Raw genomic sequence first — 24,694 nt, forward strand, 5'->3', positions numbered from 1 at the left:
TCGCTTCCAAAATAGAATATTCAAGAAGAAACCAGGTATTCAAGCGGAAATTCAGAGCTAAACTGAAATACTCAATGAATTACAAATCTATTTAATCACATTCCTTAACTTAACGGCATTAAATTACAAATCAAAGTCTTTCATGATATTTATCAGTATTTTTAGGTTCGTACTGTCTAATTTTTAACCAATGAACAACAAAAAGATGAGGACGATTTTTATCATCATACTTACCTTACATGCACTTATCCACCTGATAGGCTTCTTGAAGGGTTTTCAGCTGATCAATATTCCTGAATTCACAGTTTCTATCAGTAAATCTGATGGCTTGATCTGGCTAGGGGCCATATTGGTTTTAATGACAGCAGGGATATTTTACTTTTTCGAACATCCCCATTGGTGGCTATTTGGAATAACGGGAGCATTCATTTCCCAAATGCTCATTATTCCTCATTGGGCTGATGCGAAATATGCCAGTTTCCCCAATTTGATAATTTTGATTGTGGCTTTAATTGCTTTCTTTCAATTCAGATTTGAGCAAAAAGCAGAAAAGGAAATAGACGGAATTTTAGAAAATGCAGAAAAGGTAACTCTCCCGCCTAACTCCAGGGAAATACTTGAGAAACTTCCTCTTCCCGTCCAAAAATGGCTCATATTTTCAGGAATTTTGAAAAAGGAAAGTATCGGTTCCGTATACATAGCCCAAAATTACCTCATCAAACTCAAACCTGAACAAAAAGAATGGTTCCCCACAAAAGCCGAACAATACTCAACTATATCACCACCTGCCTTTGTCTGGACTGCTGATATGAAAATGATGCCATTTGTATATGCATTTGGAAGGGATAAATTCATTGATGGGCAAGGGGAAATGTTATTCAAGCTACTTTCCTTATTTCCTGTAGCAAAAGATGGCTACAATCCACAGTTCAACGAAAGTGCTCTTCAACGGTTTTTGGGCGAAATGGTCTGGTATCCTTCTGCAGCCCTCCTCCCCAATATTCATTGGGAAGAAATAGACAACAATACTGCAAAAGCCACCATGACGTTCAAACAGACTTCAGGAACAGGTGTATTTCACTTCCTGGAAGACGGCAAGCTAGACAAATTCATCGCAGACCGATACATGGGAAGCGGACCGAATGCCTCAAAGTTGGAATGGACCGTCAATATCGAAGAACACAGAAACTTTGATGGTATCAACTTACCTTCAAAAGGAAGTGCTACCTGGAAATTGGATACAGGTGACTGGACTTGGGCACAATTTGAAATCAAGGAAGTAAAATTCAATCCAAATCAATAAAGATCATGGATTTCTGTCATGATCCTGACCATTTCACTCCTGATTTCAGCAGTTGGCCTTACAAAATTATTGTTCATAAAGACAAAACGGTAGGTTTTCCCTTTCTTGGTTTCCAACCAGCCACTTTGCAAATGCATGTTCCTCAATGATCCTGTTTTTGCCCAGACAAAAGGTTGCCCCTCGTCCAACTGGTATGCTGTGCGTAAAGTACCTGATACACCCCCGGCGGGCAAAAGCATCTTTAATCTTTCCGTATTTCCTATCTCATTTTCCAGCTTGTTGAGAACCTGTAAAACTGATCTTGGAGTAAACATATTGTACCGGGATAATCCTGACCCATCTTCCCAAATAGGGGTACTTTTCAGGTCTTGAAGCAAATTCTCCAAACTATATTCAATGCTTTTTTTGATCTCCAAAGTATCTGACAATTCACTAGCACACAAAAGCAAAATCTGTTCTGCCAAAAAATTGTCGCTTGGCAACATCATATGCTTATATAGACTATCCGAAGGAATACTGTAAAAGGTCTGTAGCCAATCATGCTTCTTACGCTTGACCAATTGCACTTCTTTTTTTAGGGTATCCTGAAGTAAAATCCTTATAGCTTGGAGATTTGCTGGAAATGGAACATTCTCCTTAAAATCAACAGGGACCTTGAGTGCGGGATAGGTTAAGCCGTCTCCTATTTTTGACCTTCGGATTTGAAAACGATCACTTTGAAAAGTTGAATCTACAGCCAGAAAATCCCTGAGCCCTAAAGGAAATACATTCAACTCACCACTATTGGAGACACTCAATGAAGCCATATTCCCATAAATTGGAAAATGAGCCAGATCAGCGCGCCAATAGCTCGGTTCAAAATCCAAGGGGCTGTCCTCTGCTAAAAATATGCGGTAAGGACTGTTGGATAAAAAATCATAAACCTTTCCATTGTCCAATTTTGGGTGTAAAAAAGACGGATCACCTGTACCCCAAATAATCAGGGAATCCTCTTTAATTTCGTATCTGAAAGCAGGAATTGAATCGCCAAGAACATTCAATGCGGTATATAAGGTAAGCAGTTTGGTATTAGAAGCCGGCACAAAATACCGGTCTTCATGTTGGGCATATACTATCTTTCCACCTTCTTCCTGCAATATAAATCCGACAAAATGCTCCTGCATGATCTGTGATTGCCCAAACATTTTCCTCACTTTTCTTTCGGTTAATCTTTGGGCGGTAGCACTGGAAATTATACTCCCAGCCAAAAGTAATGAGAAAATGAAAACCTGCTTCATTATGGCTGAAGGTGTTTTTTTAGAAAATCAACTGTTGCCTGATTGACCTTGACCAAATTGGCATATTTCATCCAATGGTGCGAATCATCTGGGATCATCAAATACTCAAAAGGCATTTTCTTCTCCTCAAACCTCCTGATCAGATCTGTGGTCTGACTTACCTGAACATTCCGGTCATCATCACCATGAATAAACAAGACTGGAGATTTCCAGGTATCCAGATATGCAAGTGGAGAGGATAAATAGGCTGTCCTTTGTGCTTTTTCAAAATCAGGAGCTTTCTCATAGCCATCCGGCATTTCCAAACGGCTGGACAATTCATGAACCCCATGAATATCTACCCCTACAGCAAATAATTCTGAATCTCTTGCCAAAGCCAAAGCTGTCAGGTATCCTCCATAGGAACCTCCATAAATCCCAATTCTCTTAGGATCCACCTGAGGTAAAGCGGCCAAGTATTCACCGGCTGCCTTAACATCTAAATATTCTTCTGCTCCCTGCCAATAGGTTCGGGCAGGCTTGTGAAACTCATATCCGTAACCAATTCCCAGCCTAAAGTTCACCGATAGCACTACAAAACCCTGTTCTGCAAGGTATTGGTTGATGGCATAGGTATTGGAATAATAGTCCCCATAATGCCATCCCAAAAGCATTTGCCTTTGGGGGCCTCCATGAACAAACAAAACCGCTGGTTTCTTATCAGGTCCTCCTTCCTTTTCAAATACCTGCGCATGGATATTCAGACCATCTGGGGATTTGAAAATTACTTGTTTGGGAGTGACAAGTTGTATTGGAAAATCTACTGGTAATAGATTTTGGGCAATTACACTTACTTCATTAGTGGCCGTGTTCCTGACTGTAGGAAGCATTGGCCTTTGGGGTGAAGCGGAAAAATACGCGATGAACTTTTGATCTGGAAGTACAACAGGGATAGCCTCTATCCCATCCTGGACATTTGTCCAAATTTCCATAGCAGCAGTTTGAATATCCACTTTGCCTATATGTCTCCTATCTATATCCTCTTTATTGGGACCATGATTGGCTGAAAATACCAAAAACTTTTTATCCTTACTCAAGCTGACATGTTCAACCATAAAGTCCCCTTTGGTCAATTGTCTTGAAGGTCCAGTCTCCGCATGCATGGCATAAAGATGGGGCCATCCATCCTCATATGATAAATACACAAGGTTATTATCCCCTGCCCAGTGCAAATTGGCTCCTCCATGTGTCGTGGAAATGGAGCCTCTTAAGGTTTCGGGAGCTTTCCACCTGCGTTTACCCACTCCAGTTTTTACATCAGCAACCCATATTTCCCATGGACTATGCCTTTGTTCCAAAATAGGCATTGGCTCCGGCTTCCCTCCAGGTCGTCTGACAAACACCACATAGTTTCCATCAGGTGACCACTTTGGACTAGAATCTCTGCTAAATGAAGGAGAAAGGTATTGCACACTTTGGTTGCCAATATGATAAACCCCGATAAGACTATGAGTGCTTCTATTCACTGAAAACAATAATTGCGTACCTTCAGGAGACCAGCTCAGGTTTCCTACCGAACCTTTGATTTCAAACAATTGGCCTGAACTTTTATCCTGAAGGGATACAGTCCAAACTTGCCTGTTTTTGATAAAAGCAACGGTCTGATTGTCCTGTGAAATAATGGGCTCATCACCTTCAGTTAACAATTCTGCCTTCCCTCCACTAAAAGCCACCTTCCAAATTTCCACTTTGGGCATCAACCTTTCCTGAGAGGGGTTTATACCTACATTGTAATCCCAGTTACTGCCATGTTCTCCTCCCCTTACGAATACCAGGGTGTTTCCATCTGAAGTAAATTGAATACCAGTGATTTCTTGCCCATCATCCTTTGAAAATGAAGTGATTTTTCTGGGAATAAATTCAGGGGCTTCTGCCACATAGATATTCCTCAATCCCTTTTCATTCATGGCCCAGGCAATTCTATTGCTGGATGCTGCAGAGGTTAATTCTGTAGGAAAAGGATAAGAAGTAATCTGCTCCATGGTAAAAGATTGGGCAAATAGAAATGCTCCATACAATACCAAGAACAAAGTCAAAAGGGGTTTTTTCATAGGATCAGTCAGTTTACTATGCCAAAATTTAACAAAAAATTCAATTTAACAGTGTACCGTTCTTCCTAAAACCAATAGATTACCCCAACAAATGAGTGTATGACAGTTTCCATATTGAAAAAAATAAACCCTTCAGATGATTGGGATTATCTAAAAAAGAAAAACCTCTGTCCACATTAGCAGACAGAGGTTATACCCAGCTTCATTACCCTTTATGGACGGACGTTGACGCTGATATTCCTGGATGTGGTGTAATTGCTTTCCGTTACAAGGACAAATTGCATTGTCAAGGTTGTTCCTGCCGTTCCTTCAGGAATCTCATATTGAAAACTTTCCACATAGGAATCTTCCTTATTCCAGTTGGTAAAAGTACGTGTACTGATAGGAGTAGGCGTACCACTGACCAACCTGTTCATTCTCAATTCTGTTGCGTTTTCATGCTCAGAATATATGGTCATGGTGAAAGTTACAGTCTGTCCGACTTCCGGATTAGTATTGGAAGCCGTTAAGGTAGCAATAGTTCCTACGGCTCCTACCACATCATATTCTGGCTCCTCATCCTCGAGAATACAAGAGGACATAAATACCATCATCAGGAGCAAACTTGCGATATTCTTTATATTTTTCATAGTTAAAATCATTATATGGTTTTCAAGAAATCACCTATCCCAAAATACCCTGTCCAAATTATTCACATTAGGGACATTGGATGAATTATTGACCACTTCTCTATTCGGATAAATAAATCTTCTTGGAAAAGCGCCTTGAGTGGTATTGGAAGGAGATGGTATCAAAGTCGGAATACCAGAAACCGTATTTGGGGAACCTTGTGGAGTAGACCTTCTCCAATCTGTCCAAGCCTCAGCCTGTAAGAACATATCGATATGTTTCTCTTCCATAATTTTAGCCAATGTCAAAGTTCCTCCTGTTTCGCTGCCGAATTTCGCTATATAGCCAGCATCAAGTGATCCAGTAACCCGTTGAAGAGATGCTGCCACAGCTGCGTTGAATGCATTAGCAGCCCTATCATTTTGACCTAGTCTCAAAGCTGCCTCTGCCTCTATAAACTTCAACTCAGAATAATTGAGTATGGGTGTAGGTGCTTCTCTCCTATTGAGATATGGCCCAGGGATTACAGAACCCTGAGGTCTTGAAGTTGAACCATTTGGGGTCCCTACATATAAACCTGCCGTTGTCGGTGAAACAAAGAAAGGCAGTCTAGGATCATCAATACCTGGGTCAATGCGATCTTTCAACAGGTCGATAAATCTTTGGCTTATTGCCACGTTGTTCTCTCCAAAAGTAGTCTGGAAAAACGGGAACCATGGACCTGCAAACTCAGAACCAAACAGTACATTCGGATGGTCAGCATTGGAAGTAAAGGATCCGGCATCAATAGCAGCCAAAGCCGCCGTAGCTGATCCTTGAGGATCTACCTTACTGAGGTGATTATGGAACCTGGCTTTCATCGCCCTTGCCAATAAAATCCATTTTGGTCTGGAATTTTGAACCCATTGAACCTCAGAGGCCGCTCTATAAATCAGATCATTGGTACTAGGACTTGTAGAACTTTGGGCATTCAGGTCTGCTATTCCTTCATCCAGAAGCTGTTGTACTCTTTGATATAATTGAGCTGCATCATCAAATCTTGGCTGCCTGATATTATCAAGTTGCAAGGCCTCCGAATAAGGAATGTCATTCCAAAGGTCAACGGAATAACCAATGATAATGGCTTCCATGATTTTAGCCGCACCGGCATAATGTGTAGCTCCCAAGTCGGCTGATTTTTCTTTGATATTATTGATATTTAGGAGGCAATTTGCATAAAACCTGTTCCAGGTAGCATCACTCATATCAGCGATAAAGGCATAATTATTGACCTGTTGCTGATCACCCAGTACACCTGTTAGGTACTGCATCAAAATGCTGGTAAACTGTGCCGACTCTCCGTTCAACCCATAGGCAAAGGATGCTGTCACTGCAGGAAAAATCACCTGAATCGATGCATCTGTCGCCTGATTAGGGTTGGTATTGATTTCATCAAAACTCTCACAGGAGATCAACACAAAGAGCATCAGTATAAAAGAAAATATCTTATTTTTCATTGCTTTCATGTTTTAGGTTAGAAGGACATATTCAAGGTAACACCATAACTCCTCATGTTTGGAGTAGTAAAAGCATCCAGACCCACTACACTGTTTGGTCCTGACAAGTTAGTTTCAGGATCAATCCCACCATAGTTGGTGAAAAGAAGAAGATTCCTGCCATAGACACCTAAAGATCCACGTGACATTCCAATTCTATTGGCAACAGAAGATGGTAATTGATAGGTCAAGGAAACGTCACGAAGCCTTATCCAGGAACCGTCTTGAACCCATCTCTCTGTCAGTTCCCTTCCCATTGCCATGGCTGCTCCAGAACCTTGAAAGGCCGCCTGATTGAGCGGCACAGGGATATTGTTCGGTTGACCGTCATTGTCCCCTCCGGGATTTTGGATTACTCCTCTGAACACCACTACTTTGTTCCTGTCTAAAGTATGTTCTGCCACACCGGAACCATTACCCATCCAATATGCAGTTACATTGACCACATCTCCACCTTTTCTGATATCCCAAAGCATAGAGAGATTGAAGTTTTTATAGGTAAAATTATTTCTCCATCCTATCAGGTAATTAGGATTTGGGTTACCTACCATTTTTTGTTGTGGATCCATGATTGGGAAACCTTGAGGATTGATTAGAATGTCCCCGTTGTCATTTCTTAAAAACCCATTGCCATAGAATAAACCAAACTGCTCACCGGGCACTAATCTTCGCTGAATCCTGGCACCATAAAGGTTATCTACGATAGGTTCATCGTTAGGAAGTGAATTGACATAGTTTCTGTTTCGGGTAAAATTGAAAACCATATTCCAGGAAAAATCCCCCCTTTCCACTACAGTTCCTGTCACTACTGCTTCAATACCTTTATTTTGGATTTCTCCTGCATTGATCAATTGGCTTGTAAAACCGGTAGAAGCAGGAACGGGCACGGATACGATCTGATCTCTACTGATAGCATTATAGTAGGTCACATCCAGACCGATTTTATTTTCAAACAACCTAATATCTGTGCCGATCTCGAAGGTATTGGTAAATTCGGCTCGTAGGTTAGAGTTACCTGCAGCTGAACTTAATAGCACGCCTCCAATTCCATCAATAGGGAATCTAACACCACCTGCATACCTGGTACCTGTAGTCGCGATATTGTAGAATGTGTCTGTTGTATAGGCAGGTGGAATATTACCTGCACCGGCATACGAACCTCTTAATTTGGCATAACTAAAGATATTGCTGTCAATTTTCAAGAGATCAGTCAACACCACACTCATACCTGCACTGCCATAAGTAAATGATCTGTTATTGGCGGGTAAAGTAGAAGCCCATTCATTTCTTACAGACAATTCCAGGAAAATCGAATTCAAATACCCCAAACTAGCCCTTCCGAAAACTGCCTGTGTAATCCTTTCAGTATCACTTCTGGTAAAAACAGGATTTTCTTGGGTGTTTGCGATATTGAATAGTCCAGGAATAGCAAAATTGGTACCGCTCATAAACAACCTGGAAGTGTTTGTCGAAAACATGTTATGTCCCACAAGGAAGGTTGAAGTAAAGTTTTCACCAAAGTCCTTCGTGGCAGAGATGATAAAATCCGAGTTGAGAATTCTATCCGTAAAATTATCCTCTATTATTCTTCCTCCTAGTGCACCACTTGCTGCAATGGCATCACCTCCTGCTGAGGAAGGTGCCCATATCTGGGTTCTATCTTCATCAGCAAAATCAAAACCCAAACGGTGTGTGATCGTCAACCATGAAGCTGGTGTGATGTCTGTCTGCAAATAGGTAATAAACCTGTTTACATTATCGTTAAATGGGTTATTATTCACCGTCCAAAGTGGATTGTCAGGACTAAAAGGCCTAGAACCATCTACAGCTCCTCTAAAATTTCTCTGCTGGCCGTTAGGATACACAAAGCCCGCAGAATTATCAAAAGAAGGAGGAGTCCTGTATAAACCCTGAATAGCATCTGAAAAATTATCTCCCCTACCAAACTTGGTACTTTTGCTGTTGATATAATTTACAGAACCACCAATTTTAACTACCTCACTTAACTTTGAATCAGCTGACAGCTTAAAAGATGTTCTATTAAAGGTATTGTTTGGAATAATTCCCTCTTGGTACATATTACCAGCTGAAAGATAGAAGCTTGTTTTTTCATTGGAAGAGGATACGGCTACGTGTGTATCATTGGTGAAGCCGTTCTGAAAGAACAGGCGCTGATTATCATAAACAGGTACTCTCGGACCTGCATTCGGATGATTCATATCCACGATTGTCCCTCTTGGATCTTTGGCAAAAGGCGTACTTTCATCATACCTTAGCGTAGACATGGGAGCACCATAATGGTTAAATGTAGTTCCTCCGTTGTAAATCCCATTATCTCCCTGACTATACCTCAATTGCTGGGGAAAATAATTCATGATTCTATCGGTAGAAGTATTGGTAGAAACATCTACTGAAAATCCTTTTGTCTTTGATCCTTTCTTAGTAGTAATCAAGACAACCCCGGTAGCTCCTTGAATCCCATATAAGGATGTAGCCGCAGGTCCTTTAAGGATAGAAATACTTTCAATATCATTGGGATTGATATCGATAGCCCTATTGGCATTGTCCACACCGCTTGATGTTCCCGTTGAGGAGCGGAAAGCATTGTTTACAGGCACACCATCTACCACAAACAAAGGTTGATTTTGACCTGAGATTGATTGAATTCCCCTGATGACAATACTGGAACCGGCACCGGCCGCACCACCTTGTCTGGTCACTTGAACACCGGCAACTTTGGCATTCAGGGCATCAACCACATTTTGCTCTCTTGAAGCCATGATTTCTGATGAACCCACCTCTTGTTGTGAAAAAGCAAGCTTCTTCTTCTCCTGGGTCAAACCAAAAGCTGTGACCACAAATTCAGATAACTGTTCTGTATCTGAAACCATAGATACATCCACCCTCGAACGGTTGTTGATCGAAACTGTTTGGCTTTTAAAGCCCATGAAAGAGAAGGTTAGGACGTTGGACCCACTGGGAACATTGATGGTATAGTTTCCATCAATATCAGTGACTGTACCGACATTACTGTTCTGAACCAGAACTGTTACTCCAGGCAATGGCTGACCATCTTCCTGAGTTACGACTTTTCCACTTACTGTTATCCCTTGTCCAAAACTCATAGAAGAGACTCCAAACAACAGTAAGAAGAAAAACAAATGCGTAAATTTTTTCTTCATAAAAAACCTTTTAACTGTAAAATGAAACAAACAGAATAAAATACCGGAAAGAAAATCCCAGACCTAAAACGCAAGCTGTATTTGCAGGTTTTTTAAAATAAAAGCAATATTTTAATGTTTTATCAAAAAAACACCACACAGCTTTTTCAAAATTTGATAATGATATTAAAGAATATTTTTAGTTAACACAAAGTTTTTTTGATGAAAGATCAAAAATATGGATAAAAGACTAAGCCCGACATCACCACCATCATTAGGCTATTTCATACACGTAAAAAATCCAGTCATTTCTTTTCCTTAAAAAAATCAATTCAATTTAACAAAAAAGGCTGCCCTTTACATGGGCAACCTTTTAAGATCTATACTGAGCAAAGTGACTCTTCCTTAGTCAATTTTCAGTTCTTCTACAGAAACGATCTCTTTGGAAATCTTAACTTGAATTTCTTTTTTGACCACATCTTCATCCGCTTGGGCATGACCATGCCCGTTTTCGGAAATATGTGGCGCAATAACCAAGGCTACAATTGATGTCAATTTAATCAGGATGTTCATGGATGGACCTGAAGTGTCTTTGAACGGATCACCTACTGTATCACCTGTAACAGAAGCCTTATGGGCATCAGAACCTTTATATTCCATTTTACCATTGATTTCTACACCTTTTTCAAAGGATTTTTTGGCATTATCCCAAGCACCACCGGCATTATTCTGAAAGATACCCATCAATACACCTGATACGGTAATACCTGCCAATAAACCACCCAATACCTCAGGGCCAAAAGCAAAACCTACGATCATCGGAGCCAACAAAGCAATAGCACCAGGTGCGACCATCTCACGGATGGAAGCTTTTGTAGAAATTTCAACGCATTTTTCATATTCAGGCTTCGCCTTATATTCCATAATGCCTGGAATTTCCTTAAACTGCCTTCTCACCTCATTAACCATATCCATGGCAGCCCGTCCTACTGCAGCTATGGCCAACGAAGAGAAAATAAACGGAATCATCGCACCTACAAAGAGGCCGGCAAGTACATCCGCTTTATAAATATCAATGGAATCAATTCCTGCAATACCAACATAAGCTGCAAACAAAGCCAAAGCTGTCAACGCTGCAGAAGCAATGGCAAAACCTTTTCCGGTAGCCGCAGTGGTATTTCCCACAGCATCCAAAATATCTGTTCTCTCCCTAACTTCTTTTGGTAAGCCAGACATTTCTGCAATACCACCTGCATTATCAGCAATAGGACCAAAGGCATCAATTGCCAACTGCATGGCAGTAGTTGCCATCATACCAGCTGCAGCAATGGCCACACCATAAAGACCTGCAGCAAGAAAAGATCCGTAAATACCTGCCGCCAAAACCAAGATAGGTGCAACTGTAGATTCCATCCCTACTGAAAGACCTCCAATGATATTGGTAGCGTGTCCAGTGGATGACTGCTTGATAATGGAGTTCACCGGTCTCTTGCCCATAGAGGTGTAATACTCGGTGATCATACTCATCAAAGCACCTACAATCAAACCGATGACTACCGCACCGAAAACTCCCATTTTAGTGAAGGAGATTGAACCGCCTCTGGACAACACAAGGTCACCTTCAGGCAACATATACATAATTAAAGGATATGAAGCAGCTACAGTCAACAAGATGGAAATCCAGTTTCCTTTATTCAAAGCCACCTGTACACTATCTGTATCTTTGGCTATTTTAACAAACAAGGTACCAACAATCGAGAACATCAGACCTAAACCGGCAATCACTAAAGGCAATAGTACTGGAGCAATACCTCCAAAATTATCAGCAGAAACAATCTCTCTACCCAATACCATTGAAGCCAAAATAGTGGCCACATAAGAACCAAAAAGATCAGCACCCATACCTGCCACGTCACCTACATTGTCACCTACGTTATCTGCAATGGTTGCTGGATTTCTCACATCATCCTCAGGAATACCTGCTTCCACTTTACCTACTAAGTCCGCGCCCACATCTGCTGCTTTGGTATAAATACCTCCACCTACACGGGCAAATAAAGCGATAGATTCAGCACCCAAAGAGAACCCGGCTAAAACTTCAAGGGCTGTTTCCATTGCTGCGCCGTTTACATCACCACCTGTGGATACCACAAATAGGTTGTAGAAAACAATGAACAATGAGCCCATCCCTAAGACAGCGAGACCAGCTACACCAAGTCCCATGACGGTACCCCCTGTGAATGATACATCCAAGGCTTTTTTAAGACTGGTTTTGGCAGCTTGGGTAGTTCTGACATTAGCCTTCGTCGCAATGTTCATCCCCAGGTAACCAGCAAACGCGGAAAGGAAAGCTCCGATTACAAATGAGATGGCAATGATAGGGCTTGAATTTTCAACCAAAGTCCCAGACCATCCTAGAATAATTGCGGCAATGACAACAAAATAGAATAGAACTTTCCATTCTGCTTTTAAAAAAGCCATGGCTCCTTTGGCCACATATCCGGCCAGTTCCATCATGTTTTCATCACCTGTTTCCTGCTTGGTCACCCAAGCAGATTTGATAGCCATTACAATAAGGCCGATAATTCCCAACAAGGGCACCAAATAAATAAACATTTGTTCCATAAAACTATTTTTGCGTTTACTGTCGAAATTTCAATCCAACAAATATATTACTATTCATATATCTCGCAATCAAAACCTATAAAAGTCATGTATTTTTAATAACCAAATAAAATTCTGCGTCACAAAGCAGGCTTTAACCATTGTTTTAAATCAAAATTTATTCTTTGTTGTCGATCAAGGCAGATTCAAAAGAACTTGAATATTTTAAACCAAACGATGTTTTTTTGTTATTTTCAGTTTCAAATTCCAGCACCCATGACTTCAGCAACTCTTCTTTTGGCTGTATTATACATCCTGACGCCTGCTCTGATCCTCTATCTTTGCTTCAAATACCCATTGATTAATAAAATTGGTCCAGTCATCATAGCCTATATCTTAGGGCTATTGATAGGCAATGTGGGCATCCTTCCCGCTACAGGTTCTTTCCTCAATGAATTTATGGTAACCAATCCAAAAATAGGCATCAATGAGGTGAATGCTCTTTTGGAGAAGGACTTGATCTCTGAAGAAAACCTGCTCGCTTTTCAGATTTATAAGTTGAGAGATATCGTGATGAGCATCAGTATTCTATTGGCAATCCCACTGATGCTTTTCTCTTCCAATATCAAGCAGTGGAAACAAATGGCCGGGAAAACATTGACCTCATTATTTGTAGGCTTATTCTCTGTGATACTGGTGATTGTGGCTGGCTTTTTTATTTTTCAGAATTCGGGCATCAAAGACCTTTGGAAAGTTTCAAGCTTATTGGTTGGCGTTTATACAGGAGGAACACCAAATCTTGCTTCTTTAAAAATGATGCTGGATGTAGACCCTAACACCTACATATTGACCCATACCTATGATCTTATCATAGGTGTATTTTACTTGTCCTTTTTACTATCCATTGGTCAAACACTATTTCAGAAATTCCTTCCAAAATTCCCATTGCCCAAGGGAAGTTTTGCGCTTGAGGACAAAGAGAAACAAAAGGATTTTTGGGCTTTTATGAACAAGCAAACGATGTTGCCTTTAGGCAAGGCAATTTTACTGGCTTTGGGCATCGTGGTAATAGGCGCGGTCCTATCCCTTTTGGTACCAGATCATCTACTGATGGTGGTAATCATCCTGAGCATCACCACACTGGGAATATTGGCTTCTTTGATTCCTGCCATCAACCGTATTGAAAAATCCTTTGATGCGGGCATGTATTTGATTCTCATCTTTAGCCTTGTAGTAGCCTCCATGGCAGACATCAGAAACTTTGCTGGCCTGACCCCTTCACTTTTGGGCTATATATCACTAGCAGTATTTGGTTCCCTGTTCATCCATATTCTTTTAAGCAAAATCTTTAAAATTGATGCAGACACCACAATGATCACTTCCGTAGCTTTTATCTGTTCCCCTCCATTCGTACCTGTCATTGCCGGCGCATTGCGCAATAGACATATTATGGTGTCCGGTATCACTATTGGGATTATTGGTTATGCCATTGGGAATTACCTGGGTTTTCTGGTAGCCAATGTTTTGAAGCTTTTTTGAATAAGTTTCCTAACGTACCAATTGGTCCATCACCCAATTTGTCCTGGCTGCAGTGTTCCCTGTACTTGGGCAGACATGAGTTCCCAATAAGTCTCCCACTACAGTCTGTATCAATGGCTGCTGAATATGGTAAGGTAATTCCACATGGAAATGTTTGGTTTCCTGTGAATCACTTTCAAGAATGAATTCCCCTTTTCCAAAAGTCTCAAAACGAATAGACCCTTTGCTTCCATAAATGATGACCTCATCAATTTCCGCACCTTTGGCAGTGGTAAAGCACCAATTTCCTGAACCCATGACCCCACTTTCAAATACGAAACTACCCACGACAACATCTTCAGCCTGATACGCTTTTGCCTGATTTCCTGAAAAACCATTAGCTTGGACAATAGGTCCAAAAAAGAAATCCAATAAATCCAATTGGTGTGATGCCAAATCAAAAAAGTAGCCTCCACCAGCAATCTGTGGGTCTATCCTCCAGTTGTTTTCCAAATGTACCACTACATCTGGAGTCAGAACCTGTTTCAAATTGACATGTACCGTTCTGATTTCACCTATAGTACCCTCATCCAATAATTCTTTGATCCTGACAAAATGCGGCAGGGCCCTTCTATAATAAGCTACATAAAGAGGAACTCCCGCCTTTTCACAATGGGCAATCATTTCCTTGCACTCGGCATAAGTCCTTCCCATTGGTTTCTCTACATAAACAGGCTTGCCGGCAGCAGCAGCCAATTTGGTCAACGGTAAATGCATGTGGGGAGGTGTAGCAATATAAACAGCGTTAATTTCAGGATCGTTGACTAGATCCACGGCCTCAGTATACCATTTAGGGACTTGGTGCCGATCGGCATAATCCTTCACCTTCTCTTCGTTTCTGCGCATCACTGCCACCAATAGGCTATGCGGAATCAATTTCATGGCAGGAGCGGATTTTTTCTCGCAAACATTACCAACCCCTAGCACACCCCATTTTACAACATCTTCCTGGATTTTTCTCATACATGAAAAATAAATAAAACTTTCCATATAAAGTGTCTGAACATTTAGATTAAAGCATATGAAGAAAGAATTCTCATGAGATATCCCATGATTTAAAGACCAACCTGAAAAAAGCAAATTGTCTTGGATTGGTGATTTTGCCATGATATCATTAACTTAAGCAACAGGTCTAAGTCCAAAAAATATGCAAAGTCCACAAAAAGTAGCCCCAACCAATTGCCTGATTTTTCTCCCTTTGCTGCACAGGGTCTGGGAAGATCATATTTTGTCTCCAACTGAAATCTCTGAAATGCAAGCCTTGGTCCTCAAACAAACTTGGTTGCAACAGGATGAAAAAGAGTGGCTATTGGCCAAAATAGACCCGAATCACCCTCCTAAAATAAAGGAACTGAAATCCTGGCAGGCAAAAATAAAGGCTCTAAGACCGGAACAAGAAGTTGGACTGTTTGAAATAGGTTTGGCTTTAGTCAGAATCGAAAATCCTCACATAAAGCTTTCGGAACATGTAGCCAAAGACTTCATGGCAACAGAATCAGCAATAGGTATTTTGGGCAAAGAAGCTACATACTTGTACAAAAAAAGACATGAAACTATCAGTTCAGGGGATTTGAGGGAAGATACCTTTGACCACAAGAAAATGTCTGAAATCTTGGATGGTGACCAGAGAAAGCTAATCCAAAAAGTCAAAACAATTATTTCTGATCCACTTTTTCGTTATCAGGAATTTGAAAACCTTAACGAACAAAGAGAGCAGGTGTTGAACTGGTGTACGGATCTTGCCAAACAGGGATTTGGTTCTTGGGCATATCCTCACCATGCCGGAGGAAAAGATGATATGGAAGGTTATTTTACCATTATGGAAACCCTCAGCTTCCATGATTTGAGCATGGTAATCAAGTTTGGTGTTCAATTTGGCCTTTGGGGAATGAGCATATATTTTTTGGGGACGGAGAAACATCACCATAAATACCTCAGGGACATTGGAAGTCTGAAATTACCGGGCTGCTTCGCCATGACAGAGACAGGGCATGGCTCTAATGTGAGGGGGCTCGAGACTACTGCCACCTATAACCATCTTGACCAAACCTTCACGATCCATACTCCCCATCCTGATGCCAGAAAAGAATACATAGGAAATGCTGCTCTACATGGAAAGATGGCTACGGTCTTTGCCAAGCTGATCATTGATGGGGAAGATTATGGCGTCAATGCTTTTGTGGTACCACTAAGGTCTGATAATGGCAAATTATTTCCTGGAATTCGGATTGAGGATTGTGGTAGAAAAATGGGATTAAACGGAGTGGACAATGGTATCATCTACTTTGACCAAGTGAAAATCCCCAAAGAAAACATGTTGGACAGGTTTGCTTCAATCAACGCTGAAGGTGAGTTTGAAAGCCCAATACAATCTGACAACAGGAGATTTTTCACCATGTTGGGCACATTGGTTGGTGGAAGGATCGGTATTCCCCGCTCTGCCCTATCCGCCTGCAAATCCGGATTGACCATCGCAATCCTTCATGGAGAAAAACGGAAACAGTTTGGACCTGAAGGAGGCGAAGAAGTTCCGATTCTGAATTATAGGATGCATCAGAGAAGACTGATGAGACCTTTGGCCACAATCTTTGCCCTGCAGTTTGCTTTACAATATTTGACAAAAAGGTTTTTAGGTAGGACAGAAGACGATGCACAGGAAATAGAAGCTTTAGCCGCAGGATTAAAGGCATACACAACCTGGTTTACCTCAGCAACTTTACAGGAATGTAGGGAAGCTAGTGGAGGTAAAGGCTACCTTTCAGAAAACAGGATTGATGCTCTGAAAAATGACACTGATGTCTATACCACCTTTGAAGGCGATAATGTGGTATTGATGCAGTTGGTGGCCAAAAACAGACTGACAGAATTCCGAAAGGAGTTTGGAGACATGAACTTGTTCACCATTTTAAACTACCTCGCCAATCAAACCAAAACAAATATCACAGAAAAAAACCCAGTCATTACCCGAAGCACTGCCACTGAACACTTGTTGGATTTTGATTTTCACCTCAATGCTTTCCGCTATAGGGAAAGGAGTATCCTGAGCAGTGCAGCCCGAAGGTTAAAAAGACTTATTGAATCAGGAATGGATTCATTTGATGCATTCAATGTTGCCCAACACCACTTAGTAGAAGTAGGGACTGCCTTTATCGAACGTGTCATTTTGCAGGAGTTCCAGCAAAAAATCCGTACCATTACTGATAAGGATTGTCAAAATACACTTACACAACTTTGCCAGCTTTTCGCCCTTCAAACTTTGGAAAAACACAAAGGATGGTATTTAGAAGAAGGCTACATGGAAGGAATCAAAACAAAGGCAATTCGAAAAGAGGTCAACCAATTATGTTGGGAAGTAAGAAAAAATGCGCTAGCCTTAACTGATGCCTTTGAAATCCCGGAAAGTTGTCTGGCTGCACCTATTGCTGTAAGGTGATTGATCAGGAAGTTTTCATCCTTTTTCTAGCAGGATTTCTTTCTTGAGATAGAGGGATAATGTGTCAGAAAACCGCTGTGCTTCCCAGATTTCCAAATCCATTCCGGCCTCGCCGAATATTTTGATCGTAAGCCTATTCTTATCCATCAAACAATGGACGTTTTCAACCCATTGGTTCTTGGTTTTATCTAAACCTACAGCTATCCTAAGTATTCCAGCAAGCCCTTTGACCAATTTTCTTTCTTTTTTATCCAATCTCTTAAAAGCTTTATGCCTTTTTTTGGGACCTGATTTGCGGTGGTACCTGGCAAGCAGGGCCAGAACGACCAATTCCTGGTTATTAAATCCTCTCAACCTACCCTGAAGAATCAAATATCTGGAATGCTTGTGGTAATCCTGAAAATTGACAAAAGTCCCCACATCATAAACCAAACATGCCTGATAGAGCAGTTCTCTAGCAGCCATATCCATTCCATGAAAATCCTTCAATTGGTCGAAGAGTTGCATAGCCAATCGGGACACATGCTTTTTTTCCTCAATTTCCGTTTCATATTTCATGGCCATCAGCAAACTGCTCCTTTCTCTGATGCTCTTTCCCTCCACAACTTCTTCCAATCTTTGACCATGCTTTTCGATGTAATCAATGATCAAGCCTTCTCTTAGAGAGGCATCCGACAAGGTAAGCTCTTTGACTTTTGCCAACTTAAGTAATTCCACCAGCAATAAGCCTCCCAAATGTATAGCGTCTACCCTATTCTCGCTTACACCTTTAACCATGGTTCTTTCTTCTGGAGGTAGAGTCAAAAGTCTTTTCACTACCTTTTCAAGATCTTTCACCCTGATGACTTCTGCATTTACAGAATTCCCTACTTCCCTCCCACTTAAGTGAATTGTTGCTTCCCCAAGAGTCCGAATGGTGCCGGAAGTCCCCACCACCTTACTGAAACCAACTTTTCTGGCACTTTCCAAAATTGAAGCAGCCAATTCTCTCACATGGGCCCTGAGTGCTTCCTGCTGTTCAGGAGGTAGTGGTTCTTGGTTACCAACCCTGTCCAAAAGTCTCAAAACTCCAAGTTTCATGCTGTTCTTGAACAAAACAGCTTCCTTGTTTCCCACAACTGCCTCGGTACTTCCCCCACCGATGTCTAAAACCAGTGTATTCTCATGTTGAAGATCAATAGCCCTCTTGACTGCCAAAAATATCAATCTTGCCTCTTCATTTCCAGAAATCAACTGTGGAGAAAGTCCTACTTCATGGATCAGTTTATCCAAAAACTCACGCCCGTTTTTGGCTTCTCTTGTAGCAGAAGTAGCTGCTGTGATGATGTGGTCCACCCCATATTGATCCGCCAATTGGACGTAACGGGAGATGGTCTCTATGCCTTTATTAAAAGATTGCTTGCTCAGCATTTTATGGGCAAATACGCCGACACCCAATTTTACCATTTCTTTTTCCTGCACCAGCACTTCAAATTGATGCTTAGAAGTAGCTTTGACAATTATCATGTGAATGGAGTTGGTGCCAATATCAATTGCTGCGAGATTCATAGACAAAGGGTTGGTCAAAACTAAAGATAAGCATTAATTGTAACCTTTAGGTACCGATTATAGGATTTTTACCAAACCCACCAAGGTGCTGAAGGTTGTTCCATATATACCCAAAAATCAAAGATACAATGTGCGGCTATGCAAGGCCATAAGGATCCGCTGAGGTATCTGGAAAATCCAAAAAGAATCCCAGCAATCCCTGTATATAAAAATAACTCCAAAGGCGTATTGTAAATGGTCTGTTCCGGCAGGACAAACAAACAAGCTTTATAGCCCGCATGAGCAACAGCCGAAATCAGAATAGCCCATTTAGGATTCCAATAGCCCGCAGCTCCTTGAATATATCCTCGAAAAACAAGTTCTTCAATAAATCCAATGGAGACAGCTACCATAACAAAAGACCCAATACTGAGTGGTATGAAAGGGAATCCATCCTCCCATCGGGAATAAATGGCCACTGCCAACGCTATGAAGACAGATATAAGCAATACCCATATTTTGGATTTTTTAAGCCTCCAAAGCTGGACATCAAAAACTGCCTTTGGATGGAATATTTGAATGATGCCTATCCAAAAGCCTGCCATCAATAAAGATGCAAAGCCAAGCCATTTTATGGGAGCGGCCTCTTGGATCAGTAATGAAAACAAGCACAAAAAAACAGTCAGGTAAATCGAACGGTAAAGCCCTTTTTTTGAATCAAGTTCCATACCCCCTCTTTGAATAATAAGCCCTCAACAAAAGGAACCAAACTATTGTGACCGGAATAATTAACAATAACCATACGGATCCGATACAGGCACCGGAATTGGGTACAATGATAGTATTTGGCAATTCACTTTTTAGCTTGACAATCCCAAGAGAGTCACTAAAAAAATCTTCATGAAGTGACAAGTACCTTAAACCTTTCAACTGAAACATTCCTGAATCTATTGGGGAACTATAATCAGACTCCCCAATAATTAAATATTTTAAATTGTTGAATTTTGATAAAATGCTGTAATCAAACAGGGTATCTGCTACATTAATGTCCAAAAACTCCAGGTCTTTTAACGAGTCCGCAAAAATTGGTAAATTATTCTTAATGTAGGATTCCTGTGACCTTAAAGAAAGTCTTTTTAATTGCTTTAAATTTGAAATATCCGTGGCATTTTCCAATTGTCCTACCACAGTCAAAGCTTTTAAATTTGGATGGGAATATGCTAAAGGGTAATCCATCCATGCATCATCCAAAAACATAATATTCAATTCCTCAAGTTCCTTCAGATCATACCAAGGTGGAAGACTTTCCAAATCTTCAAGATCCCCGATATAAGTAAAGGATTTGAGCTGCAAGTTTTCTTTAAAAAACGATGACTTCAGGAGTGGGTATTGATCTGTTTCATTCCATTCTATCAGGATTAATTTTTTCAATTTTTCCAAATGGGGAAGTGGAAGATCTCCGATTGAATCCGGAATAGAGATCATCAGGCTTTCAAGAATTTTGAATCTTCCAAGACTCATTAAAGTAAGAGAATCCAATGGATTATTAATGGAGAGCATTTTAGGAGAAAAATACTGGGAAATCCAAAGTAAATCCTGATTATTGACAGGGATTGAATCTTCATATCCTGTGAATGAAATGTCAATATGCGGATTGAACTCAGCAATTTTTCGCAAATAAGGCTTAACCGAATCAGGAATTTCAATTTCAAACTCAATTGATTTGAGCGTTTTGCTCTCCTTCAGGGACAACTGATGCAAAAACAAAAGCGAAGGTCCGACAGAATCAATCGTAATGGCTGAAAGTTCCCCGTTGATCAGCAAAGTGTTTTCATCCCCATCAAAAACCAAGGTATCTTTCCAGTCAGGGTCAATTGATAAAGTATAAAATTTGTTGGTTTTATCTAGCTCAAAATAAACCAAATCTCCATTCCTGACTGGCGCAGTAAGAAATTCTGCTGAATCCTCATTGGTAAATTGCTCATGGAAATCCATCACTGAGTAAGGATGGAAAGTAGCCCCATAAAAGGTCAGCAGCCGAAAAGAAAATTGTTCTTCCATTTCGAATGGCTTCTTTTGGCATTGTAATGTCAACCATCCAAAACAAAACAACAAGATTGCTATATAAATGCTTTTGTGGGACATATAAGGTTTTCCGAAACGATAGATTTGATCTATGAAAAGATACAAAATATTCTTCCATATAAATAAATTACTGCACACTTTTTCACAACAATAAAAGCATCTTCTAATGGTCGCAAGTTTTGCCTTTCATAATCATATCAATTGGAAATGATCGCAGCAAAAATTACATTCGGTCATGATTAAATTAATTGAATGTCCTAGAGATGCCATGCAGGGAAGGGAGGAGTTTATTGATACTGCAATCAAAGCTGCTTATATCAACCAATTATTACAAGTAGGTTTTGACACCATAGATTTTGGGAGCTTTGTCAGCCCAAAAGCGATTCCTCAAATGCGGGACACGGCAGAAGTTTTGTCCCTTTTGGATTTGTATAAATCAAAATCCAAACTCTTGGCCATCATAGCCAATGTCAGAGGAGCTGAAGATGCCTTACACTTTGAAGAAATAGATTACTTGGGATTTCCACTTTCCGTCTCGGAAACATTTCAGCAGAGGAACACCAATAAATCAATAGCTGAGGCGCTGGAGACTGTAGAGAATATCCAAAATCTATGTGAAACCCATGGAAAAACCTTGGTCACATACCTGAGCATGGGCTTTGGGAATCCTTACGGTGATTCCTATAGTCCGGAATTGGTGGCTGAATTTGTAGAAAACCTGGATGAAATGGGGATCAAAATCATCTCATTTGCCGATACGATCGGCACAGCGACACCTGATCTGATCAAGTCATTATATGAAGTGAATGCCCAATCTTTTACGCAAATAGAGTTTGGACTTCACCTTCACTCCAACCCTGCAGTGCTTTCCCCTAAAATCGAAGCCGCTTTGAAGGCAGGTTGTAGAAGGTTTGATGGTGCGATCCTTGGATTTGGCGGCTGTCCAATGGCCAAAGATGAATTGGTCGGCAATGTAGCCACGGAATCCTTGGTCAGTATCTTGGAAAAAAACGGTTATGAAACCGGTATTGATAAAACAGAGTTTTCCGAAGCAAGGAAACTTGCTCAGGTTGTATTTCACTGATTAAACTAAGATACTACCGCTAATAGGATTGTCGTTCCCGAGGAAATGGAAAAGGATATCTTTGGCTTGCTGTATTAGATTATGACCAATATTTCAAAAACTGCCAATCTGACCCGTATTCATCGGAGAATTCATAAATGGTTGAGTATTCCATTTGTGTTTTTTCTGTTGTTGATCGGTATTACAGCAATTCTGCTTGCCTGGAAAAAGGAATTCGGCCTGATTCCCAAAACCCAAACCACCCAAGTGGAAAATCCCCAAATCTGGATGAATGTGGACGACATGCTCAGCATCAGCAAATCTTATATGAGGGACAGCGTCGGCAAAAGTGAAGAAATTGACAGGATAGACATAAGACCAGATAAAGGTATCGTCAAAATTCTTTTTAAATACCATTTCACGGAAATTCAACTGGATGGGTATTCAGGTGAAATATTATCGGTAAGTCGCAGGAATTCAGACATGATTGAAAAAATCCATGATGGCAGTATTTTGGATTTTCTATTCCAAACAGGAGCAGAAGGAAGCAAGTTAGTTTATAGTACCATCACTTCCTTGGCTTTGATCATTCTTGGGATATCCGGTTTTTATTTGTGGTATTATCCACGAAAAATCAAGAATTTCAAGAAAAAATCCTCCAATTAACCTCTCCCTTAAGCAGAGCTTTTTTCAACTTTTTGTTTTTGTACCTACCTTTAGCTCAATATGGAACAGGATGTCTTTGATTTTTGGAAATTCTTAGCGGGGATCGGTATTTTCCTTTGGGGGATGCACCAGTTAGAATTGGCTATCAAAGAACTGGGGGGAAAGACATTCCGGAACATGCTTCAGAATTCCACGAATACCGCCTGGAAAGGAATTCTAATAGGAACCTTTATTACGGCAATTTTACAAAGTAGTTCCTTGGTAACGTTGATGGTACTCGCATTTTTAGGAGCAGGAGTCTTGAATTTAAGAAATGCCATTGGTGTCATTTTGGGAGCAAATCTGGGAACTACAGTCACTGCCTGGATAGTTGCTGCTTTGGGTTTCAAGCTAAGTGTTGCAGATTTCGCCATGCCTTTTCTGGGTTTAGGCAGTTTGCTTTATCTTTTTGCAGGCGGAAGAGTCACCCTAAAAAATATTGGTGTTTTCAGTGTCGGATTTGGATTACTTTTTCTGGGATTGGATTTTATGAAAACATCCATTGAGGCCGTAGCTGATCAGGTGGATTTAAGCGAATTCCATCATTATGGTCTTTGGATTTATTTGCTCATTGGCATCATCGTGACCGCCCTTATCCAATCCTCTTCTGCCATGGTGGTAATCATTCTTAGTGCCATGAGTGCAGGGGTTATTGAGCTTCTTGAAGGTGCAGTATTAATTATTGGCGCAAATATAGGTACCACCATTACAGTCGGAATAGGTTCTCTGGGAGGGGCTGCGGACAAAAAAAGATTGGCATTAGCCCATTTTTTATTCAATTGCATCACAGGACTGCTGGTATTTATTTTCATACGTCCATTGGTGACTTATACTATGCTTATTTTTTCTATCAAAGACCCTTTGATGGAATTGGTTTTATTGAATACCATTCTCAATATGATTGGGATATTGATTTTTTATCCATTTATCGGAGGTTTTGAAAAATGGCTCAGAAAGCGATTTATGGCTGATGAACCAAAAGGAGTATCGGAGTTTATCAAAAACGTCAGCACTAAAGTACCTAATGCCGCCCTTGCCGCTTTAGAAAAAGAAATTCAATTGGCGTTTGAAAAAACATTGGCGTTTATGGCCAATATATGGGATGGTGGAAATTCAGACAATAATATATCTATTTGGAGAAGAATTCTACTTCAGCCTAAAAACCTTCTTCAGCAATATAAGGAGCTAAAAGTTCTGGAGGATGAATTGACCCAATACCATCTTGCCCTTCAAGAAGAAAACTTAAGTCCAGAAGAAGCCCAAAGATTGACCTCATATATGCTGGCATTAAGGACCATGGTCTATGCTTCTAAAGATTTCAAGGATGTCATGCACAATATTCAGGACATGAAAGATGAAGATGATCCGATTGCGTTGGAATATTTCGAAAAAATGAAGACTTATACTTTTGATTTTTTCAACAAACTGAATGCCTTTATCCAGCAAAAAGAATTTGATGCGGTCCCACCAGATTGGATTGGAGAAAACAGTCGTCAATATAAATCCTGGATTTCGGAATTATACAATAGGATTAAAACAACGCAACCAGAATTCCCAGTATCCACACTTACTAACGTCATCAAACAGGTAATCTCTGGGTTGGACAACCTTGGTAGCTCAACCATACATTGGAAACTTCAGAAGAAGGAAGTGATTGATGTTCTTCCATAAAAAACGGGATCCCTAAGAATCCCGTATTAATTAGGCTTAAAAGCCTCATATGC

At 40.6% G+C, this 24,694-nt stretch carries 16 protein-coding genes; 6 read left to right on the forward strand and 10 right to left on the reverse strand.

Annotation, left to right across the window (positions count from 1 at the left end):
• The first annotated feature begins 190 nt into the window (after positions 1-190).
• A complete protein-coding gene (locus tag ACFFIP_RS08765) occupies positions 191-1,303 on the forward strand; it encodes a DUF6920 family protein (protein ID WP_382387226.1) in 1,113 nt (370 codons plus the stop codon).
• Here ACFFIP_RS08765 and ACFFIP_RS08770 read toward each other — a convergent pair.
• The 6 genes from ACFFIP_RS08770 to ACFFIP_RS08795 form a co-directional block, all read right to left on the reverse strand.
• Positions 1,297-2,580 (reverse strand): D-alanyl-D-alanine carboxypeptidase, encoded by a 1,284-nt coding sequence (locus ACFFIP_RS08770; RefSeq protein ID WP_382387227.1) that lies wholly within the window; start codon positions 2,578-2,580, stop codon positions 1,297-1,299. The two genes, ACFFIP_RS08765 and ACFFIP_RS08770, sit on opposite strands and share 7 nt — an antisense overlap.
• On the reverse strand, positions 2,580-4,670 hold the full coding sequence (locus ACFFIP_RS08775; protein WP_382387228.1) for a S9 family peptidase: 2,091 nt from the start codon (positions 4,668-4,670) through the stop codon (positions 2,580-2,582). Before ACFFIP_RS08775 ends, ACFFIP_RS08770 begins: the two co-directional genes overlap by 1 nt.
• 212 nt (positions 4,671-4,882) lie before the next feature.
• A complete protein-coding gene (locus ACFFIP_RS08780) occupies positions 4,883-5,299 on the reverse strand; it encodes a hypothetical protein (RefSeq protein WP_382387229.1) in 417 nt (138 codons plus the stop codon).
• A 30-nt stretch (positions 5,300-5,329) separates the two neighbouring features.
• Positions 5,330-6,775 carry a SusD/RagB family nutrient-binding outer membrane lipoprotein gene (locus tag ACFFIP_RS08785; protein ID WP_382387230.1) on the reverse strand — a complete coding sequence of 482 codons (1,446 nt, stop codon included), beginning with the start codon at positions 6,773-6,775 and terminating at the stop codon, positions 5,330-5,332.
• 17 nt (positions 6,776-6,792) lie between these two features.
• The gene (locus tag ACFFIP_RS08790) at positions 6,793-9,996 is read right to left on the reverse strand and encodes a SusC/RagA family TonB-linked outer membrane protein (protein WP_382387231.1); all 3,204 of its coding nucleotides are present in this window, start codon (positions 9,994-9,996) and stop codon (positions 6,793-6,795) included.
• Positions 9,997-10,380: 384 nt separating this feature from the next.
• Positions 10,381-12,600 carry a sodium-translocating pyrophosphatase gene (locus tag ACFFIP_RS08795; protein ID WP_382387232.1) on the reverse strand — a complete coding sequence of 740 codons (2,220 nt, stop codon included), beginning with the start codon at positions 12,598-12,600 and terminating at the stop codon, positions 10,381-10,383.
• 255 nt (positions 12,601-12,855) lie between these two features.
• Between ACFFIP_RS08795 and ACFFIP_RS08800 the strand changes: the two genes are divergently transcribed.
• Positions 12,856-14,118: a DUF819 family protein gene (locus ACFFIP_RS08800; protein WP_382387233.1), complete on the forward strand. Its 1,263-nt coding sequence runs from the start codon at positions 12,856-12,858 to the stop codon at positions 14,116-14,118.
• A gap of 9 nt (positions 14,119-14,127) precedes the next feature.
• On the opposite strand, the gene ACFFIP_RS08805 is transcribed toward ACFFIP_RS08800, so the two are convergent.
• Complete coding sequence (locus ACFFIP_RS08805) at positions 14,128-15,120, reverse strand: Gfo/Idh/MocA family protein (protein ID WP_382387234.1); 993 nt, start codon at positions 15,118-15,120, stop codon at positions 14,128-14,130.
• Positions 15,121-15,304: 184 nt separating this feature from the next.
• On the opposite strand from ACFFIP_RS08805, the gene ACFFIP_RS08810 reads away from it, so the two are divergent.
• A complete protein-coding gene (locus ACFFIP_RS08810) occupies positions 15,305-17,590 on the forward strand; it encodes an acyl-CoA dehydrogenase family protein (RefSeq protein ID WP_382387235.1) in 2,286 nt (761 codons plus the stop codon).
• Between the two features lie 15 nt (positions 17,591-17,605).
• Here ACFFIP_RS08810 and ACFFIP_RS08815 read toward each other — a convergent pair whose 3' ends face one another.
• The 3 genes from ACFFIP_RS08815 to ACFFIP_RS08825 form a co-directional block, all read right to left on the reverse strand.
• Positions 17,606-19,138, reverse strand: a complete 1,533-nt coding sequence (locus tag ACFFIP_RS08815) for a Ppx/GppA phosphatase family protein (protein WP_382387236.1) — start codon at positions 19,136-19,138, stop codon at positions 17,606-17,608.
• A gap of 68 nt (positions 19,139-19,206) precedes the next feature.
• A complete protein-coding gene (locus ACFFIP_RS08820) occupies positions 19,207-19,845 on the reverse strand; it encodes a CPBP family intramembrane glutamic endopeptidase (RefSeq protein WP_382387237.1) in 639 nt (212 codons plus the stop codon).
• Complete coding sequence (locus ACFFIP_RS08825; protein WP_382387238.1) at positions 19,835-21,178, reverse strand: hypothetical protein; 1,344 nt, start codon at positions 21,176-21,178, stop codon at positions 19,835-19,837. The genes ACFFIP_RS08820 and ACFFIP_RS08825 overlap by 11 nt, the downstream gene beginning before the upstream one ends.
• A gap of 259 nt (positions 21,179-21,437) precedes the next feature.
• Here ACFFIP_RS08825 and ACFFIP_RS08830 point away from each other — a divergent pair, with 259 nt between their 5' ends.
• The 3 genes from ACFFIP_RS08830 to ACFFIP_RS08840 all read left to right on the forward strand — a co-directional run bounded on the left by ACFFIP_RS08830 (position 21,438) and on the right by ACFFIP_RS08840 (position 24,641).
• On the forward strand, positions 21,438-22,286 hold the full coding sequence (locus ACFFIP_RS08830; protein ID WP_382387239.1) for a hydroxymethylglutaryl-CoA lyase: 849 nt from the start codon (positions 21,438-21,440) through the stop codon (positions 22,284-22,286).
• A gap of 81 nt (positions 22,287-22,367) precedes the next feature.
• Entirely contained in the window at positions 22,368-22,931 is a 564-nt protein-coding gene (locus tag ACFFIP_RS08835; RefSeq protein ID WP_382387240.1) for a PepSY-associated TM helix domain-containing protein, read from the forward strand.
• A gap of 60 nt (positions 22,932-22,991) precedes the next feature.
• Positions 22,992-24,641, forward strand: a complete 1,650-nt coding sequence (locus ACFFIP_RS08840) for a Na/Pi cotransporter family protein (protein ID WP_382387241.1) — start codon at positions 22,992-22,994, stop codon at positions 24,639-24,641.
• The last annotated feature ends 53 nt before the right edge of the window (positions 24,642-24,694 follow it).

The organism is Fontibacter flavus (assembly GCF_042432905.1).
GTDB lineage: Bacteria > Bacteroidota > Bacteroidia > Cytophagales > Cyclobacteriaceae > Fontibacter > Fontibacter flavus.

Excerpts from the sequence above, each read along its gene's own strand:
- ACFFIP_RS08765 (WP_382387226.1), top strand. The coding sequence starts at position 191 with ATGAACAACAAAAAGATGAGGACGATTTTTATCATCATACTTACCTTA.
- ACFFIP_RS08770 (WP_382387227.1), bottom strand. The coding sequence starts at position 2,580 with ATGAAGCAGGTTTTCATTTTCTCATTACTTTTGGCTGGGAGTATAATT.
- ACFFIP_RS08775 (WP_382387228.1), bottom strand. The coding sequence starts at position 4,670 with ATGAAAAAACCCCTTTTGACTTTGTTCTTGGTATTGTATGGAGCATTT.
- ACFFIP_RS08780 (WP_382387229.1), bottom strand. The coding sequence starts at position 5,299 with ATGAAAAATATAAAGAATATCGCAAGTTTGCTCCTGATGATGGTATTT.
- ACFFIP_RS08785 (WP_382387230.1), bottom strand. The coding sequence starts at position 6,775 with ATGAAAAATAAGATATTTTCTTTTATACTGATGCTCTTTGTGTTGATC.
- ACFFIP_RS08790 (WP_382387231.1), bottom strand. The coding sequence starts at position 9,996 with ATGAAGAAAAAATTTACGCATTTGTTTTTCTTCTTACTGTTGTTTGGA.
- ACFFIP_RS08795 (WP_382387232.1), bottom strand. The coding sequence starts at position 12,600 with ATGGAACAAATGTTTATTTATTTGGTGCCCTTGTTGGGAATTATCGGC.
- ACFFIP_RS08800 (WP_382387233.1), top strand. The coding sequence starts at position 12,856 with ATGACTTCAGCAACTCTTCTTTTGGCTGTATTATACATCCTGACGCCT.
- ACFFIP_RS08805 (WP_382387234.1), bottom strand. The coding sequence starts at position 15,120 with ATGAGAAAAATCCAGGAAGATGTTGTAAAATGGGGTGTGCTAGGGGTT.
- ACFFIP_RS08810 (WP_382387235.1), top strand. The coding sequence starts at position 15,305 with ATGCAAAGTCCACAAAAAGTAGCCCCAACCAATTGCCTGATTTTTCTC.
- ACFFIP_RS08815 (WP_382387236.1), bottom strand. The coding sequence starts at position 19,138 with ATGAATCTCGCAGCAATTGATATTGGCACCAACTCCATTCACATGATA.
- ACFFIP_RS08820 (WP_382387237.1), bottom strand. The coding sequence starts at position 19,845 with ATGGAACTTGATTCAAAAAAAGGGCTTTACCGTTCGATTTACCTGACT.
- ACFFIP_RS08825 (WP_382387238.1), bottom strand. The coding sequence starts at position 21,178 with ATGGAAGAACAATTTTCTTTTCGGCTGCTGACCTTTTATGGGGCTACT.
- ACFFIP_RS08830 (WP_382387239.1), top strand. The coding sequence starts at position 21,438 with ATGATTAAATTAATTGAATGTCCTAGAGATGCCATGCAGGGAAGGGAG.
- ACFFIP_RS08835 (WP_382387240.1), top strand. The coding sequence starts at position 22,368 with ATGACCAATATTTCAAAAACTGCCAATCTGACCCGTATTCATCGGAGA.
- ACFFIP_RS08840 (WP_382387241.1), top strand. The coding sequence starts at position 22,992 with ATGGAACAGGATGTCTTTGATTTTTGGAAATTCTTAGCGGGGATCGGT.